General features: G+C 72.3%; 14 protein-coding genes and 1 tRNA gene. 6 read left to right on the forward strand and 9 right to left on the reverse strand.

Going from position 1 to position 14,667, the window contains the following annotated elements; all coding sequences use genetic code 11:
* Positions 1 to 38: 38 nt before the first annotated feature.
* The gene (locus AC4IJH_RS23845; RefSeq protein WP_490853861.1) at positions 39 to 851 is read right to left on the reverse strand and encodes an ATP-binding cassette domain-containing protein; all 813 of its coding nucleotides are present in this window, start codon (positions 849 to 851) and stop codon (positions 39 to 41) included.
* Positions 852 to 1,306: 455 nt separating this feature from the next.
* Here AC4IJH_RS23845 and AC4IJH_RS23850 point away from each other — a divergent pair.
* Positions 1,307 to 1,388: transfer RNA gene (locus AC4IJH_RS23850), tRNA-Leu, on the forward strand.
* A 298-nt stretch (positions 1,389 to 1,686) separates the two neighbouring features.
* Positions 1,687 to 2,592: a Bax inhibitor-1/YccA family membrane protein gene (locus AC4IJH_RS23855; RefSeq protein ID WP_490853862.1), complete on the forward strand. Its 906-nt coding sequence runs from the start codon at positions 1,687 to 1,689 to the stop codon at positions 2,590 to 2,592.
* Positions 2,593 to 2,696: 104 nt separating this feature from the next.
* On the opposite strand, the gene AC4IJH_RS23860 is transcribed toward AC4IJH_RS23855, so the two are convergent.
* The gene (locus AC4IJH_RS23860) at positions 2,697 to 2,924 is read right to left on the reverse strand and encodes a DUF4287 domain-containing protein (protein WP_490853863.1); all 228 of its coding nucleotides are present in this window, start codon (positions 2,922 to 2,924) and stop codon (positions 2,697 to 2,699) included.
* 98 nt (positions 2,925 to 3,022) lie between these two features.
* On the opposite strand from AC4IJH_RS23860, the gene AC4IJH_RS23865 reads away from it, so the two are divergent.
* Positions 3,023 to 3,340 carry a hypothetical protein gene (locus AC4IJH_RS23865; protein WP_490853864.1) on the forward strand — a complete coding sequence of 106 codons (318 nt, stop codon included), beginning with the start codon at positions 3,023 to 3,025 and terminating at the stop codon, positions 3,338 to 3,340.
* 86 nt (positions 3,341 to 3,426) lie between these two features.
* On the opposite strand, the gene AC4IJH_RS23870 is transcribed toward AC4IJH_RS23865, so the two are convergent.
* From AC4IJH_RS23870 to AC4IJH_RS23880, 3 genes are all read right to left on the reverse strand, one after another.
* The gene (locus AC4IJH_RS23870) at positions 3,427 to 4,359 is read right to left on the reverse strand and encodes a hypothetical protein (RefSeq protein ID WP_490853865.1); all 933 of its coding nucleotides are present in this window, start codon (positions 4,357 to 4,359) and stop codon (positions 3,427 to 3,429) included.
* A gap of 290 nt (positions 4,360 to 4,649) precedes the next feature.
* Entirely contained in the window at positions 4,650 to 5,870 is a 1,221-nt protein-coding gene (locus AC4IJH_RS23875; RefSeq protein ID WP_490853866.1) for an acetyl-CoA C-acetyltransferase, read from the reverse strand.
* 215 nt (positions 5,871 to 6,085) lie between these two features.
* A complete protein-coding gene (locus AC4IJH_RS23880) occupies positions 6,086 to 7,105 on the reverse strand; it encodes an SGNH/GDSL hydrolase family protein (RefSeq protein ID WP_490853867.1) in 1,020 nt (339 codons plus the stop codon).
* A 210-nt stretch (positions 7,106 to 7,315) separates the two neighbouring features.
* On the opposite strand from AC4IJH_RS23880, the gene AC4IJH_RS23885 reads away from it, so the two are divergent.
* Together AC4IJH_RS23885 and AC4IJH_RS23890 are read left to right on the forward strand one after the other, a co-directional pair.
* The gene (locus tag AC4IJH_RS23885; RefSeq protein ID WP_490853868.1) at positions 7,316 to 8,719 is read left to right on the forward strand and encodes a cystathionine beta-synthase; all 1,404 of its coding nucleotides are present in this window, start codon (positions 7,316 to 7,318) and stop codon (positions 8,717 to 8,719) included.
* A 539-nt stretch (positions 8,720 to 9,258) separates the two neighbouring features.
* Positions 9,259 to 9,669, forward strand: coding sequence for a hypothetical protein (locus AC4IJH_RS23890; RefSeq protein WP_490853869.1), 411 nt, complete (start codon positions 9,259 to 9,261; stop codon positions 9,667 to 9,669).
* Positions 9,670 to 9,755: 86 nt separating this feature from the next.
* On the opposite strand, the gene AC4IJH_RS23895 is transcribed toward AC4IJH_RS23890, so the two are convergent.
* The 4 genes from AC4IJH_RS23895 to AC4IJH_RS23910 all read right to left on the reverse strand — a co-directional run bounded on the left by AC4IJH_RS23895 (position 9,756) and on the right by AC4IJH_RS23910 (position 13,325).
* Complete coding sequence (locus AC4IJH_RS23895) at positions 9,756 to 10,193, reverse strand: hypothetical protein (protein ID WP_490853870.1); 438 nt, start codon at positions 10,191 to 10,193, stop codon at positions 9,756 to 9,758.
* Positions 10,194 to 10,203: 10 nt separating this feature from the next.
* Complete coding sequence (locus tag AC4IJH_RS23900) at positions 10,204 to 11,613, reverse strand: purine-cytosine permease family protein (protein ID WP_490853871.1); 1,410 nt, start codon at positions 11,611 to 11,613, stop codon at positions 10,204 to 10,206.
* A gap of 225 nt (positions 11,614 to 11,838) precedes the next feature.
* Entirely contained in the window at positions 11,839 to 12,405 is a 567-nt protein-coding gene (locus tag AC4IJH_RS23905; protein ID WP_490853872.1) for a cysteine dioxygenase, read from the reverse strand.
* Positions 12,402 to 13,325 (reverse strand): amidohydrolase family protein, encoded by a 924-nt coding sequence (locus tag AC4IJH_RS23910; RefSeq protein WP_490853873.1) that lies wholly within the window; start codon positions 13,323 to 13,325, stop codon positions 12,402 to 12,404. The genes AC4IJH_RS23905 and AC4IJH_RS23910 overlap by 4 nt, the downstream gene beginning before the upstream one ends.
* A 263-nt stretch (positions 13,326 to 13,588) precedes the next feature.
* Here AC4IJH_RS23910 and AC4IJH_RS23915 point away from each other — a divergent pair, with 263 nt between their 5' ends.
* Positions 13,589 to 14,611, forward strand: coding sequence for a LacI family DNA-binding transcriptional regulator (locus AC4IJH_RS23915; protein WP_490853874.1), 1,023 nt, complete (start codon positions 13,589 to 13,591; stop codon positions 14,609 to 14,611).
* The last annotated feature ends 56 nt before the right edge of the window (positions 14,612 to 14,667 follow it).

Genomic DNA, 14,667 nt, shown 5'->3' on the forward strand with positions numbered 1-14,667 from the left:
GTCCTGAGGGAGTGGTCCGGAGGTCTGTCGGCTGCCGGTCAGCTGGTCCGGCTCTTGGCGTCGAAGCCGGGAGTCCGGGGGGAGCCCCCGGAGAAACGCAGCATCCGGTCGAGCACCATGTCGGCGGTCGGGTCGGCCATGTCGTCCACGATCCGGCCGTCGGCGAGGAAGACGACGCGGTCCGCGTAGGAGGCGGCGACCGGGTCGTGGGTGACCATCACCACGGTCTGGCCCAGCTCGCGCACGGAGTTGCGCAGGAAGCCCAGGACCTCGGCGCCGGAGCGGGAGTCGAGGTTGCCGGTGGGCTCGTCGGCGAAGATGATCTCGGGCCGGGAGGCCAGCGCGCGGGCCACGGCCACGCGCTGCTGCTGGCCGCCGGAGAGCTGGCCGGGCCGGTGCTTGAGCCGCCCCGCCAGGCCCACCGTCTCCACGACCCGCTCCAGCCACTGCCGGTCGGGCTTGCGGCCGGCGATGTCCATGGGAAGCGTGATGTTCTCCAGCGCGGTCAGCGTCGGGAGCAGGTTGAACGCCTGGAAGATGAAGCCGATCTTGTCGCGCCGCAGCTGGGTGAGCTTCTTGTCCTTCAGGCCGGTCAGCTCAATCTCGCCGATACGGGCCGAGCCGCGCGAGACGGAGTCCAGCCCCGCCATGCAGTGCATCAGCGTCGACTTGCCCGAGCCCGAGGGGCCCATGATCGCGGTGAACTGTGCCTGGCGGAATTCGACGTTCACGGAGTCCAGCGCGACCACCTGGGTCTCGCCCTGTCCGTAGACCTTGGTGAGATCCGTGGCGCGTGCGGCCACCGCGGTGGCGCGGGTGGCGGTGTGGACGCCGGAGTGGGTGGTGGTCACGGGAGGGGACTCCTGTCGGCGCACGGCGCAAGGGCCGGATACACGTGTGAAAGGGAACGCTTCCATCGTCGGTGCGACAGGCCCGCCGTACGTCAGCCGCTGTGCCGGTCCTGGGGGCAGCCCTGGGGCGTAGCGCCAGGGCGGGCGGTCATCCCTGGGTATGAGGGCGCCCCCGAAGCGCCCTGGTCGCGCGGGGTGCCGGGCGGCGGGGTCACAGGGGGTGACGAAGCGCCCCGAACCGGGCGTCGAGTTTCCGTCAATCCGGACGGGATGTGCGCTGTGCCCGTCAGTCGTGGGGGCCGCCCCTGGGCATGTGCCTAAGGCCCGTACCAGCTGCTGATGCACCCTCAGCTGCCAATAAAATAAGACAACCTGGGGTTGACTGTCCGCTGTCCGGGGAGCGGTGCGGGCTAGGCTCGTGCTGCCCTCTTTTGAGGTGGCATGGGGGATCCCACGCCCGGATGGTGGAATGCAGACACGGCGAGCTTAAACCTCGCTGGCCTACGGGCCGTGCCGGTTCAAGTCCGGCTCCGGGCACTCCTTTTGGCAGGCGTCCGAGGCCGTTGACCCTTCAATTTACTACCCGACCGGAGCGGATGATTCCACCGGGGCGACCTCCGGGTCTCTCCGGAAGGGTCCCACAGACGCCGGCGGCAGCGGGCCTCGCCCGCGCGCGGGTGTGTGCGGGCACCTTTTGTGGCGCTCGTGCGTATATCCGGTGCGGGATTCGCCGCGACATGATTCGGTGAAGATCCTGCTTGAGAACTAGCCACGCGTCTTTGCCATGCCATTACCCTTGTGGGAAGGCCGCGCAGGGCGGCCATGGAGGAGTGAGATGAGGAGCAGTAACCCGGTCTTCTCGCGACGGGGGTTCAGCCGCGACAACGGCTACGCCGGCTTCAACGCGCCGCCGCAGGCCGGGGGCCCCACCGCGAACCCGTACGCCGGCGGGAACCCGTACGCGCAGGGTGCCAACCCGTACGCACAGGGTGGCAACCCCTACGCGCAGGACCCGGCGGGCCCGTACGCACAGGGCCAGCAGGACCTGACGCAGGCGCCGCCGCAGTACGCGCCGGCCACCCGCCGGATGACGATGGACGACGTTCTCGTCCGCACCGGCATCACGCTGGGCACCGTCGTCGCCGGTGCCACCGTGGCCTGGGTCATGAACCTGAGCCTGGGTCTGGCGATCGGCGCCGCGCTGATCGCGATGGTGCTCGGCCTGGTCCAGAGCTTCAAGCGCAAGGCCTCGCCGCCGCTGATCCTGGCGTACGCCGCCTTCGAGGGCCTCTTCCTGGGGGCGCTCAGCAACGCCGTGAACACCTGGGTCAAGCCCGGTGCGCCGATGCAGGCCGTGCTCGGCACGATGGCGGTCTTCGTCGTCATGCTGATCGCGTACAAGACCCGCATCGTGCGGGTCAACGCCCGCTTCACCCGCTTCGTGATCATCGCGGCCATGGGCTTCATGCTGCTGACGATGGTCAACCTGCTGTTCGCCGTCTTCGGCGGCGGTGACGGCCTCGGCTTCCGCAGCGGCGGCCTGGGCATCGTCTTCGGCATCGCCGGTGTCGTGCTCGGTGCGCTGTTCCTGGCCCTGGACTTCAAGCAGGTCGAGGACGGCATCGCCTACGGCGCCCCGCGCGAGGAGTCGTGGCTGGCGGCCTTCGGCCTCACCATGACCCTGGTGTGGATCTACCTGGAGATGCTGCGCCTGGTGCAGCTGCTGTCCGGGAACGACTAGCCGGTGCGCTCCGGCCGCCGGGCCGGGACGTGAAAAGGGCCCGCGGGGGATCTCCCCGCGGGCCCTTCGGCGTTCCGGTGCGTCGCTGCTGCCACGGGGGCGGGCTACAGCTTGCGCGCGGCGCGCCTGAGGTCGTATTCGTGCACGATCGCCTTGGCGTGACCGTAGGCGAGGTTGTGCTCGCCACGGAGCCAGCTGACCTTCTCCTCGAAACGGAAGAGAGCGGGGCCTTCATCTACCGTGCGAAGCCAGTCGGAGACTTCACGGCCTGTGCAGTGGGGGATACGGGAGAGCAGGTTCCGGTGGGTCTCTTCGGAGAAGACTTGGGACATCGGCGCCTCCGGACGCGTTCGATGCTGGTCCTTCAGCCCACCGTGCCTGAGCGTTGGTGTGTTGGCAACCACCCGGGAGTGGCGCATAGTCTCGACCCGTGCTTGATGTGATGCCTTTGGTCCGTGCCGTGGACGCCCTCGCCGACCGCCTCAGAACCCTGCCCCAGAGCGCCCTGGGCAGGGGAGCGGCGGCCGAAGGGCTCGCACTGGCAAGGGAGTTGGCCGCCCGCGCCCAGCGGATCGAGACCCCTGGGCGGGACCCGTACGACATCCCCGACGCCGGTGTTTTCGCGGTCGGGGACCAACTGGCTGTCGCGGGGCACGATTTGGCCGAGGCGCTGCGGGCCGCGCCGTCCGGCGCGGAGGAACTGGCGGCGGCCGTGGCGCTGGTGCGGGAGGCCGCGGAGCGCTGCTGAGCGCTCGCTGGAGGCGCCGTGAAGCCGCGGGCCGGGAGGGCCGGTCGCGCAAGTTCCCCGCGCCCCTTGACGGGCCCGTGCGGGCCCTACAGGGAGGCGATGACGCGGTCGGCGAGGATGTAGACGCTCTCCTTGTTGCCCTCGCCCCAGGCGAAGGTCAGCGCGTAGGCGCCGGAGATGCCCGAACCGCCCAGCAGGACGGGGGCGTTGCCGGCGCGCAGCGCGGCGGCGACGCGCTCGGCGGTCTCGCGGTGCCCGGGCGTCAGGCAGACCGTGGTGCCGTCGGTGAAGACGTACACGTCCAGGGTGCCCAGCGGGCCGGGGCGTACGTCGGAGAGCGCGGTGCCCTGCCGGGCCAGCTCCTCCAGGCGCGCCACGGTGCGCTCGTGGTCGGCGACGGCGGGTGCGGGGGAGAAGTCGGGGTGCGAGGGGTGGCGCCGGCGGGCGGCGGCCAGCTCCGCGGACTCGGCGGACTCCACCGGCTCGGCGCTCTCCAGCGCCTCCACCGGCTCCAGGCCCTCCAGCGCGGGGGCGTCCAGGTTCTCGGGCGTCACGGGGCCCAGCCGCGGCTCCAGCCCGGCCAGGTCCGCCTGACGCGGCAGGAACAGCTGTCCGTCGAGCCGGTCCAGCGCCTCGAAGCGGTCCGCCGTGCGGTCGTGCGGCTCCAGCGGCCCGTCCTCGCCCAGGCCCAGCGCCCCGCCCAGCAGGGAGGGGGCGTCGGCGGCGTCCCGGGCCTCCTGGGCCGCCCAGAACGCGCGGGCCTCGGCCAGCTCCCGCTCGCGCTCCTCGGCCAGCGCGTCGGCGACGGCGGCACGTATGTCGTCCAGCGGCGTCTCGGTGGCGGGCGCCGTGCGGGCGGCCGGGATGCCCGGGGCGGCGCCGTCGGCGCGGGCGGCCAGGAGCTCGGCGCGCAGCTCGGTGAGCTGGCGGCGCAGGCCGCGCGCGCTGTGCAGGGCGGCGGCTCCCAGGCCTACGGCGACGGCCGCGGCCAGCAGCAGCGCAAGGGTGATGGCGGTCACTGGCGTAACTCCCGATAGCAGAATGTCCCCCGACTTCCTACATCAGCCTGCCGGTGGTCGGCGACCGATCCCAGTGCACTATGTCCCGAAATGATGGGGGCTTTGGCCCTGGTACGTTCGGGTGACGCCGCCGTGACCTGCACGAACGCAACTCCCCCAGGGCGTTGGTCACAATCCTGGGGGAGATTGGGTCGCGATCTTGTCACCAGGTGACGGGCGTCACCGCAGGTTGCTGTCCGGTCGCGAGGGGTGGCCGAAGAGCGCGGGCTCGTCCTGCTCTCCGCCGCAGCTCAGCTCAGCCGCTCGATCACCATCGCCATGCCCTGGCCGCCGCCCACGCACATCGTCTCCAGGCCGAACTGCTTGTCGTGCCACTGAAGGGAGTTGATGAGGGTGCCGGTGATGCGGGCGCCGGTCATGCCGAAGGGGTGGCCGACCGCGATGGCGCCGCCGTTGACGTTGAGCTTGTCCAGGTCGACGCCGAGGTCGCGGTAGGAGGGGATCACCTGGGCGGCGAACGCCTCGTTGATCTCGACCAGGTCGATGTCGCCGATGCCCAGGCCCGCGCGGCGCAGCGCCTGCTTGCTGGCCTCGACGGGGCCGTACCCCATGATCTCGGGGGAGAGGGCCGAGACGCCGGTGGAGACGATGCGGGCGAGCGGGGTCAGGCCCAGTTCCCTGGCCTTGGTGTCGGACATGATCACCAGGGCCGCGGCGCCGTCGTTGAGCGGGCAGCAGTTTCCGGCGGTGACCAGGCCGTCGGGGCGGAAGACGGGCTTGAGGCCCTGGGTGCCCTCCAGGGTGATGCCCGCGCGCGGGCCGTCGTCCTTGGAGACCACGGTGCCGTCGGGGAGCGTGACCGGGGTGATCTCGCGCTCCCAGAAACCGTCCTTGATGGCCTGCTCGGCGAGGTTCTGGGACCGTACGCCGAACTCGTCCATCTCCTGGCGGGTGATGCCCTTCAGGCGCGCGAGGTTCTCGGCGGTCTGGCCCATCGCGATGTACGCGTCCGGGACGAGGCCGTCCTCGCGCGGGTCGTGCCAGTCGGTGCCGCTCTGCTCGGCGCGGGCCGCGGTACGGGCCTCGGCCTCGGCGAAGAGGGGGTTGTGGGTGTCGGGCAGGCCGTCGCTGGAGCCCTTGACCGAGCGCGAGACGGTCTCGACGCCGGCCGAGATGAAGACGTCGCCCTCGCCGGCCTTGATGGCGTGCAGTGCCATCCGGCTGGTCTGGAGGGAGGAGGAGCAGTAGCGGGTGATCGTGCAGCCCGGCAGGTGGTCCATGCCCATCTGCACGGCCACGATGCGGCCGAGGTTGTGGCCCTGCTCGCCGCCGGGGAGGCCGCAGCCCAGCATCAGGTCGTCGATGTCGGCGGGGTCCAGCTCGGGGACCTTGGCGAGGGCGGCCTTGATGATCTCGGCGGTCAGGTCGTCGGGGCGCAGATCCTTCAGCGAGCCCTTGAAGGCGCGGCCGATCGGTGAGCGGGCGGCAGAGACGATCACGGCTTCGGGCATCACGGCTCCAGGGAGGCGGGGGTTTTCCTGCGAAGTTACCGGCACGTACGGTTCAGGTCACGCGGTGCGCCGTGTGAATTGCGCCCCACGCCGGGCCCGGTGCAGGGCCGTACGCGCGCCCGTACGCGGGCACCCGCTCCCAAAAGCCGCACCGCGCCCCGCCGCGGGCGGAAGGGGGCGCCGGGGCGGGGTGGGCGGTGACGCGGACGAGGGCGTCAGACCCGGGGTGGCACGGGGGCGGAGCCCGCCTCCGGGGCGGGGATGGGGTGGCGGCGGCGGTGCTTGAGCAGGGCCCAGGGGGCGCGGGTGGTGGTGACGGCGACCTCGGTGCCGCCCTCGGAGGCGGCCTGGGCCGCGGCCTCGGCCACCGGCAGGATGTCCTCGCGGCGGGCCGGCTCGGGGCGCTCCTCCTCCGGCCACAGGCCGAGCGAGGCGCACAGGGTGGGCAGTACGGCCATCGCGGCGGTGGCGTACCCCTCGGCCGAGGGGTGGTAGTTGTCGGGGCCGAACAGCTCGCGGGGGTGCGCCTCGAACTCGGGGCCCAGCAGGTCGCCGAGGGAGACGGTGCGGCCGCCGCTCTCCAGGACGCCGATGGTCTGGGCGGCGGCGAGCTGGCGGGACAGACGGCGGGCGACCCAGCGCAGCGGCTGGTAGACGGGCTCGACGCTGCCCAGGTCGGGGCAGGTGCCCACCACGACCGCGGACCCGGCCTCGCGCAGGGTGCGGACGGCCTCGGAGAGCAGGCGCACGGACTGGGCCAGCGGCATGCGGTGGGTGACGTCGTTGGCGCCGATCATGATGACGCAGACGTCGGGGACCGGGCCCTCGTCCAGGAGCAGGGTGACCTGGCGTTCCAGGTCGTCGGACTGGGCCCCGGGCAGGGCCACGTTGCGGAAGTCGACGGGCAGCTCGGCCACGGCGGCCAGGCCGGAGGCCAGCAGGGCGCCGGGCGTCTGGCCCGCGCGGTGCACGCCCTGGCCGGCCGCGGTGGAGTCGCCGAGGAAGGCCAGGCGCAGCGGCGGGCGGTCGGTGCGGTGGCCGAAGGCGGAGCCGTAGCGGCCGTCGGCGCTGGGCGGGACGTCGCTGGAGCCGCCGACCGTACGGCGCGCGAGCTGGACCTCGGTGAGGATGAGCCCGACGGCTGCCACGCCGATCAGGCCCACGCCACCGCCGCCGACCGCCGCGGCCGTGGCGATCCTCCGCGCCACCCTCGCCCTGGACATCGTCATCGGCATGGACCGGGCACCTCCCCGTGCAGTGCGTGTGCGGGATGTTGGAAGAAAGTAGAGACGAGCAGTGGGACGGAATGCGAGTCGCCAAGGACTCGTACATCAGGTTGTTGCCCCGTCGGGCGAGCTGAGCAACGCGCGGGGCCCTGACGGGGCACGGGCAATAGGCTGACGGGATGGGCGCAGGACAGCGCGCCCCTGACAGCGGAGACCACCGTGCAGTTTTACGAATCCATGATTGAGCTTGTCGGCAATACCCCGCTCGTGCGGCTCAGGAATGTCAGCCGGGGCATCCAGGCCACCGTTTTGGTGAAGGTGGAGTACTTCAACCCCGGCGGGTCGGTCAAGGACCGCATCGCGGTGCGGATGATCGAGGCCGCGGAGAAGTCCGGTGAGCTCCAGCCGGGCGGGACGATCGTGGAGCCGACGTCCGGGAACACCGGCGTGGGCCTGGCGATCGTGGCCCAGCAGAAGGGCTACAAGTGCATCTTCGTCTGCCCGGACAAGGTGTCCACGGACAAGATCAATGTGCTGCGGGCGTACGGCGCTGAGGTCGTGGTGTGCCCCACGGCCGTGGACCCCGAGCACCCGGACTCTTACTACAACGTCTCGGACCGGCTGGTGCGGGAGACCCCCGGCGCCTGGAAGCCCGACCAGTACAGCAACCCCAACAACCCGCGCTCGCACTACGAGACCACCGGTCCCGAGCTGTGGGAGCAGACCGCGGGGAAGATCACGCACTTTGTGGCGGGCGTGGGTACCGGCGGGACGATCAGCGGTACCGGCCGGTATCTGAAGGACGTCAGCGAGGGCCGGGTCAAGGTCGTCGGGGCCGACCCCGAGGGCTCGGTGTACTCCGGCGGATCGGGCCGCCCGTACCTGATCGAGGGCGTCGGTGAGGACTTCTGGCCCACCGCTTACGACCGCACGGTGGCCGACGAGATCGTGGCGGTCTCCGACAAGGACGCCTTCCAGATGACGCGGCGGCTGGCCAAGGAGGAGGGCCTGCTGGTCGGCGGCTCCTGCGGCATGGCGGTCGTGGCCGGTCTGCGGGTCGCCGAGGGCCTGGGCCCCGACGACGTCGTGGTGGTGCTGCTGCCGGACAGCGGGCGCGGCTACCTCAGCAAGATCTTCAACGACGAGTGGATGGCGGACTACGGCTTCCTGGAGGAGGGCGGCACCGCCGCGCGCGTGAGCGATGTGCTCCAGCACAAGGAGGGCGCGCTGCCCTCGCTGGTCCACATGCACCCCGAGGAGACGGTCGGCGAGGCCATCGAGGTGCTGCGGGAGTACGGCGTCTCGCAGATGCCGATCGTCAAGCCGGGCGCCGGGCACCCGGACGTGATGGCCGCCGAGGTCGTCGGGTCCGTGGTCGAGCGGGAGCTGCTGGACGCGCTGTTCGCGCAGCGCGCCTCGCTGAGCGACCCGCTGGAGAAGCACATGTGCCCGCCGCTGCCGCAGGTCGGCTCGGGCGAGCCGGTCGGCGACCTGATGGCGGTGCTGGAGGGGGCCGACGCGGCGATCGTGCTCGTGGAGGGCAAGCCCAAGGGCGTGGTGAGCCGGCAGGACCTGCTCGCCTTCCTGGCCCGCGGCGCCAAGACGGGCAACGGCGCCAAGTAGCCGCCTGCGCCGCGTGGCGGTCGGCGTCGCATGAGCGTCGGCGTCGCGCGGGCCGTCGGCGTCACGGGGCGCGGGCGTCCAAGGGCGGCGGGTGTCACGAGGGCGACGGGCGTCACGAGGGTGCGGGCGTCAAGGGGCCGCGGGTGTCAAGTGACCGTCAAGGAAAGGGCAGTCGGCGGAAGGTGTACGTATGCGTCACGTGCGCGCAGCACGGACTTAACACTCCTCGGGCACATTGATGAGTGCGGCGATACGGACCTCCGGAGCGGCTCCCGGACCTCCACGATCGCCAGGACGCGATGACCGGCCTTGATCCCGGACCGCGTCCCTGCGGGGACCGCCGTCGTCCCGCCCCCGGCTCCGGCCGGGGTGCGGCGGTCCCCGCACAAACACTCCCCGGGCCGCTGGGAGAAATTCTTCGGCGCGCGCTGAACGGCCCCGCAGCGCGGCCCGTAATTCCCCATGACGGCAAGACATCCAAGGCCCGTCCGGGCCACCAGAGCCATCCGGGCGGACCGTTCATCAGTGGGGGATGGCTTATGACAACGGGGATTTCTTTCGCGGGCCGAAACGGGCGACGGGCGGCCACGGCCCTGGCAACGGCCTCGCTGGCCGCGGGGCTGGGATTCGGGCTGGCGCCCTCGGCCGGTGCGGCGCCCTCGGACGCCGGACGGGCGGCCGCGAAGGTGACCGTGCAGGTCACGCAGAAGGGCAACTACACCGCGACGCTGTGTGTGACCGACAACCTGGGCGGCACCTGCCGGTCCGGGGTGCGCCAGGGGCAGACCAGGACCTTTACCGTGCAGCCCGCCAAGGGGACGCCGGTGAATGTGCGGGTGGTCGTGGACGGCGGCGGCTCGGACGAGAAGTCGCTGGTGACCGGGAAGAGCGTGGTGAAGGCCGAGACGGCGGGCAGTAAAGCGAAGCCGACGGTGAAATTCCTTTCCTGACTCGGGAATTCAGACCTCGGCCAGAGAAAGGCCGCGGTCCCAGAACGCGGACCCTGGCCCGGTACGCCGGATTCTGGAGCGGGAACTCAGAATTCGCTGCCGGGCTTGGGCTCGCGGTGCGAGCGGGTGAGGAATCCCGTGGAATGGACGGCGTTGACGGCGACGATGCCCGCCCAGCACACCAGCAGACCGGTCAGTCCGGCGTTGACGGCGGCTATCGCGGAGAGCGGGACGGCCAGTACCAGCGAGATGATGGCGAGGCCATAGCGCTCGCCGAAGCCGGAGCCGGAGCCGGGGCCCGCCGGGCCCGGCCGGCGCGGCGGGTGCGTGCCGCGGGCCACCTGCATCTGCTGCTCGGCCAGCTGTCGTCGTACCCGCTGGTCCACTGCCGTGTCGAGCTTCTCCAGGAAGGACTCGATCAGCTCCGACTCGTACTCCGACCCCAGGTCCTTGCGTGTCTGGAGGGTCGCGTCGAATTCTTTGCGCAGTTCGGGGTCGTGGGTACCAGGGTCGTGTGCGGCCATACAGGTGAGATTACGCGTGGGAAGCGGGCCGGGCAGTAGGGCTAACCCCCGGATCGGGGCTGAGGCGAGCCGTATCCCCGCGGGCGGTGAGCCAGTACAGGACGGCGGGGACGGCCAGGCCCACCAGCCAGGAGATGTCGGCGCCGCCGAGCGGGCCGACCAGCGGGCCGGTGAAGAAGTGGGTGGACAGGAACGGCAGCTGGGCCAGGAGCCCGATGCCGTAGACGGTCAGCGCCCTGGCGTTCCAGGCGCCGTAGCGGCCGCGGGGGTCGCTGAGCGCGGGGAGGTCGTAGCGCTCGCGGGAGATCAGGTAGTAGTCGACCAGGTTGATCGCCGACCACGGGGTGAAGAAGGTCAGCAGGAAGAGCAGGAAGTCCTTGAAGGAGGTCAGGAAGGAGTCCTTGCCGAGCAGGGCGACGGCGGTGCCCAGGACCATGATCCCGGTGATGTAGGCGGACCGGCCGCGCGGCGAGAGGGTGCGCTGCCCGCGGAAGCCGCTGACGCTGGTCACCATCGACATGAAGCCGCCGTAGGTGTTCAGGACGTTGATGGTCAGTTTGCCCAGCGCGATCACGAAGTACAGGGCGGAGGCCATCAGGCCGGTACCGCCCAGGCCCACGATGTAGGAGACCTCGTGGCCCACGAAGGCGCCGGGGGCGGCGGCCGCGGCCAGCGCGCCGAAGGTCATCGACCACTGGGAGCCCAGGGCCGAGCCGGACAGCGTCCACCAGAAGGTGGCGCGCGTCGAGGTGTGGCGCGGCAGGTAGCGGGAGTAGTCGGCGACGTACGGGCCGAACGCCAGCTGCCAGGAGGCGGACAGGGACAGCGCGAGCAGGAACAGGGGCAGGGAGAAGGAGCGGTCGTCCAGGAGGGCGGCCAGGTCGGCGCGCTCCACAAGACGGACGCCGAGGTAGACGAAGGCGAGCGCACAGACGACGCTCGCGAGGCGGCCCAGGGTGTGGATGAGGCGGTAGCCGACGGCGGCGGCCACGGCGGTGACCGCCGCGAAGATCACGATGCCGGGGGTGGCGCCGAGGTGCGTCAGCTCGCCCACCGCCTGGCCCGCCAGGACGCTGCCGCTGGCGAAGAAGCCGATGTACATGACGATGACCAGCAGGAGCGGGACGACCGCGCCGCGCACCCCGAACTGGGCGCGCGAGGAGATCATTTGGGGCAGGCCGAGGCGCGGCCCCTGGGCGGAGTGCAGCGCCATCACCGCCCCGCCCAGCAGGTTGCCCACCAGCAGCCCGATGACCGACCAGAAGGCATTGGCGCCGAAGACGACGGCGAGCGCGCCGGTGACCACGGCGGTGATCTGCAGATTGGCGCCCAGCCAGAGCGTGAACTGACTGAAGGCACTGCCGTGCCGCTCGCCGTCCGGTACGACGTCGATCGAGCGCTGTTCCACCACACCTGCCATGTGCCCGCCCTCGCGCTGGTCCGGTACCGGTCGTGCGACCCCGGCTGCTGTATGGATTCATGCAGGATCAAGGGCAGGTGAATGGCAGGTCAATCCCCCTGCGCTGAACGTTGTTGGTTGCCGAGGTGAGCCAGGGGGCTCGGTGGCGGGCGAGGGCGAGGGCGAGGGCGAGGGCGAGCGGGGGCGGGGGCGGGAGGGGATGGATGGTGCGGCGTACGGGTGGGGTCAGGCCGCGGGGCTGTCCAGGGGGCGCAGCTCGTCGGCGTAGGAGACCGAGACCCGGCGCATCAGGCCGTCGCCCGTGATGTCGTACTGGCCCAGTCTCCACAGCGGCGGCGAGTAGGCGTGCAGGGAGACGGCGTCGTCGGTGGCGCCGGTGAGGCGGTGGATGTGGTCGGGGCCGAAGCACAGCGAGGTCCCGGCGCCGATGGCGGTGGCCAGGTGCTCGCCGCCGATGCGCGGGTTGGACTCGGTCACCACGCCCTGGACGACGTGCATCGCGCCGGAGGAGATGTCGTGGTCGTGCCAGCCGGTGTCGTTGCTGCGCGTCCAGCACAGCAGCCAGATGTCGACGTACTGGTCGCGGTGGAGGGAGGCGTAGTGGCGGGCGGTGTCGGAGAAGGCGATCCGCTCGCGCCACAGGTCGGGGCGCTTGGCCAGGCGGTCGACCAGGGAGCGCAGTTCGCGCTTGTCCAGGTCGCGCTCGGGGAGGGCGGCGAAGACGTCCAGGGGCGCGGCGGCCGTGCCGGTGGCGGCGGGCAGGCGGAGCGCGGTGGGCGGTCGGTGCGTCATGGGTGGGCTCCCTTCGTCGGGCCCAGGAGGCGGGCGGGGTTGGCGGTGAGCAGGGCGTGGACGGCGGCCTCGGCGCCCAGGTCGGGCTCGGCCGGCTCGGCGTACGGGCGGTCGCTGCCGCGGACGACGGTGTCGATGCCGACGGCGCGCACCAGGCAGTCCACGGCGCGGGTGCGGTAGGAGGAGGTCTCGTAGAACACCTCGGGGTCGACGCAGCCGCGGTCCCTGCCGGGGCCGGGGCTGCGGGCGGCGAGGCGTTCTCCGTGCAGCGGGGCCAGGCCCGCCAGCGCGGCGAAGCAGACCCGCAGCCGGGGGTGGCGGGGGCGGCCGAAGGCGCGGAAGGCGAACCAGGCGGCGTGCAGCTGCTGGAGGTAGGGGACCAGCGCGGGCCACCAGGAGGGCGCGCCCAGCCCGGCGGGCGGGGCGGCCCCGGGGTGGACGAACAGGGGTCTGTCCAGGCGGGCGGTGGCGTCCAGGAGGGGTGCGCAGCGCTCCCAGCCCGCCGCGTCGAGCAGCGCGGTGGCGGGGAGTTGGAGGCCGGCGCAGCCGCGGCGCAGGGCGCGCTCCACGGGCTCGGGGTCGGCTTCGGGGGCGGACAGGCACGGCGAGGCCCAGGCGCCGAAGGGGGCGGGCAGGGCGAGCGCGCCGTCGTGGAAGGCGGACAGGAGGTCGTCGGCCTCGGCGGGCGGGAGGTATTCGACGCCGAGCGGGCTGGAGAGGGAGACCAGGGCGAGGTCCAGGCCGTCGGCGCGGGCGAGCGCCGCGCGGGCCGCGATGTCGTGGTCGGCGGGGCGCACCTCGTAGGGCGGCTCGCCCGGCAGGTGCAGCATCCAGCCGTCCAGGCGCGGCGGGGTGCGGCGGGCCCGCAGCAGCTCGATGAACTGCGGTGGCCACAGGTGCTGGTGGACGTCGGTGGGCACGGGCCTCCCCAGGGAGCGGACAGGGGGGTAGGGACGGCCGCAGCGGGCGGGGCGGTGGCTGCGGTGGGGCGCGGGCGGCGGCCGGGCGGCCGCTGCCCGGGCGGTGCGGGCCAGTGGGTCCGTACGGGTCAACAGGCCCTTGGGGCAAGGGAGTTAAGCGCTTCACTGATGCGGTTAAGTGAAGCGATTAACACGCTGCGCTGTCAAGGGCGCGGCGGAGCGCGGACGGGGCGCCCGAACAGCCCTTGGGTAGGCTTCCGGTCATGGCCAGGCCCAATAAGCGCACCACCCTCCGCGAGGTGGCCGAGGCCACCGGACTCTCCACCGCCGCCGTCTCCTACGCACTGCGCGGCAAGCACGTCTCCAAAGAGACCGAACAACGGGTCCGCAGAGCCGCCGCCGAGCTGGGCTACGAGGCCGACCCGATCGCCCGCGCGCTGGCCAGCGGCCGCACCAGCATGGTCGGGGTGCTGGCGGGCGACCTCCAGGACCTGTGGCAGCAGCAGCTGATGGCCGCCATAGGGCGCGAGCTGCTGGCGGGCGACCGCTACGCCCTGATCGTGGACGCGGGCGGCGACCCCGAGCGCGAACTGGCCCTGGCCAAGCAGCTGCGCGACCAGCGGGTGGACGGCCTGCTGGTCTCGCCGGTGGACCCCTCGGCCAAGGCCTGGGCGGCGATCGCCCAGGCGGTGCCGGTGGTCTCCATCGGGGACTCGCTGCGCCGGGCCCGTACGGCGGGGGAGGTGCTCTTCGACAACCGGGCCGGGATCGACGCCGTACTGGAGTACCTGTCGGGGCTCGGCCACCGCCGGGTCACCGTCCTGACGCCGACCGGCCCCTCCACCCCGGACCGGCCCGCCGATGTGTACGTACGGGAGGCCGCGGACCGCCTCGGGCTCGCCGCCGAAGTGGTGCCCTGCGCCCAGGAGTTGGGCGAGGCGACGGCGGCGGCGCGCCGGGTGCTGGGCGCGGGGGACGGGCGCCGGGCCACGGCGGTGTTCTGCTTCTCCGACTCCATCGCGTACGGGGTGTACGCGGCGGCGGCCGAGGCGTCGCTGGCCGTCGGCCGGGACATCTCGGTGGTCGGCTTCGACGACCACCCCGTCTCGCGGGTCCTCACCCCGCCGCTGACCACCCTGGACTGGGGACTGGCCGGGATCGCCCAGGAGGCGGCGCGGCTGGCGGTGGCCGCGATCGAGGGCCGCCGGGTGCGGCGTAAACGCATCCTGTGCGCGCCGCGGGTGTCGGAGCGGGAGTCGGCTACGCGGGTGCGGGGAGAGGGATAGGGGCCGTTGCGTACGGGCAATTCCTGTACGGACCGGTGGACTTCACGGGCGCAGGC

The organism is Streptomyces sp. UF-297, from assembly GCF_058245575.1.

Bases quoted from the DNA above. Each gene is read 5' to 3' on its own strand.
- AC4IJH_RS23880 (WP_490853867.1), bottom strand. From the start codon at position 7,105: ATGCCGATGACGATGTCCAGGGCGAGGGTGGCGCGGAGGATCGCCACG.
- AC4IJH_RS23895 (WP_490853870.1), bottom strand. From the start codon at position 10,193: ATGGCCGCACACGACCCTGGTACCCACGACCCCGAACTGCGCAAAGAA.
- AC4IJH_RS23855 (WP_490853862.1), top strand. From the start codon at position 1,687: ATGAGGAGCAGTAACCCGGTCTTCTCGCGACGGGGGTTCAGCCGCGAC.
- AC4IJH_RS23915 (WP_490853874.1), top strand. From the start codon at position 13,589: ATGGCCAGGCCCAATAAGCGCACCACCCTCCGCGAGGTGGCCGAGGCC.
- AC4IJH_RS23890 (WP_490853869.1), top strand. From the start codon at position 9,259: ATGACAACGGGGATTTCTTTCGCGGGCCGAAACGGGCGACGGGCGGCC.
- AC4IJH_RS23875 (WP_490853866.1), bottom strand. From the start codon at position 5,870: ATGCCCGAAGCCGTGATCGTCTCTGCCGCCCGCTCACCGATCGGCCGC.
- AC4IJH_RS23900 (WP_490853871.1), bottom strand. From the start codon at position 11,613: ATGGCAGGTGTGGTGGAACAGCGCTCGATCGACGTCGTACCGGACGGC.
- AC4IJH_RS23905 (WP_490853872.1), bottom strand. From the start codon at position 12,405: ATGACGCACCGACCGCCCACCGCGCTCCGCCTGCCCGCCGCCACCGGC.
- AC4IJH_RS23860 (WP_490853863.1), bottom strand. From the start codon at position 2,924: ATGTCCCAAGTCTTCTCCGAAGAGACCCACCGGAACCTGCTCTCCCGT.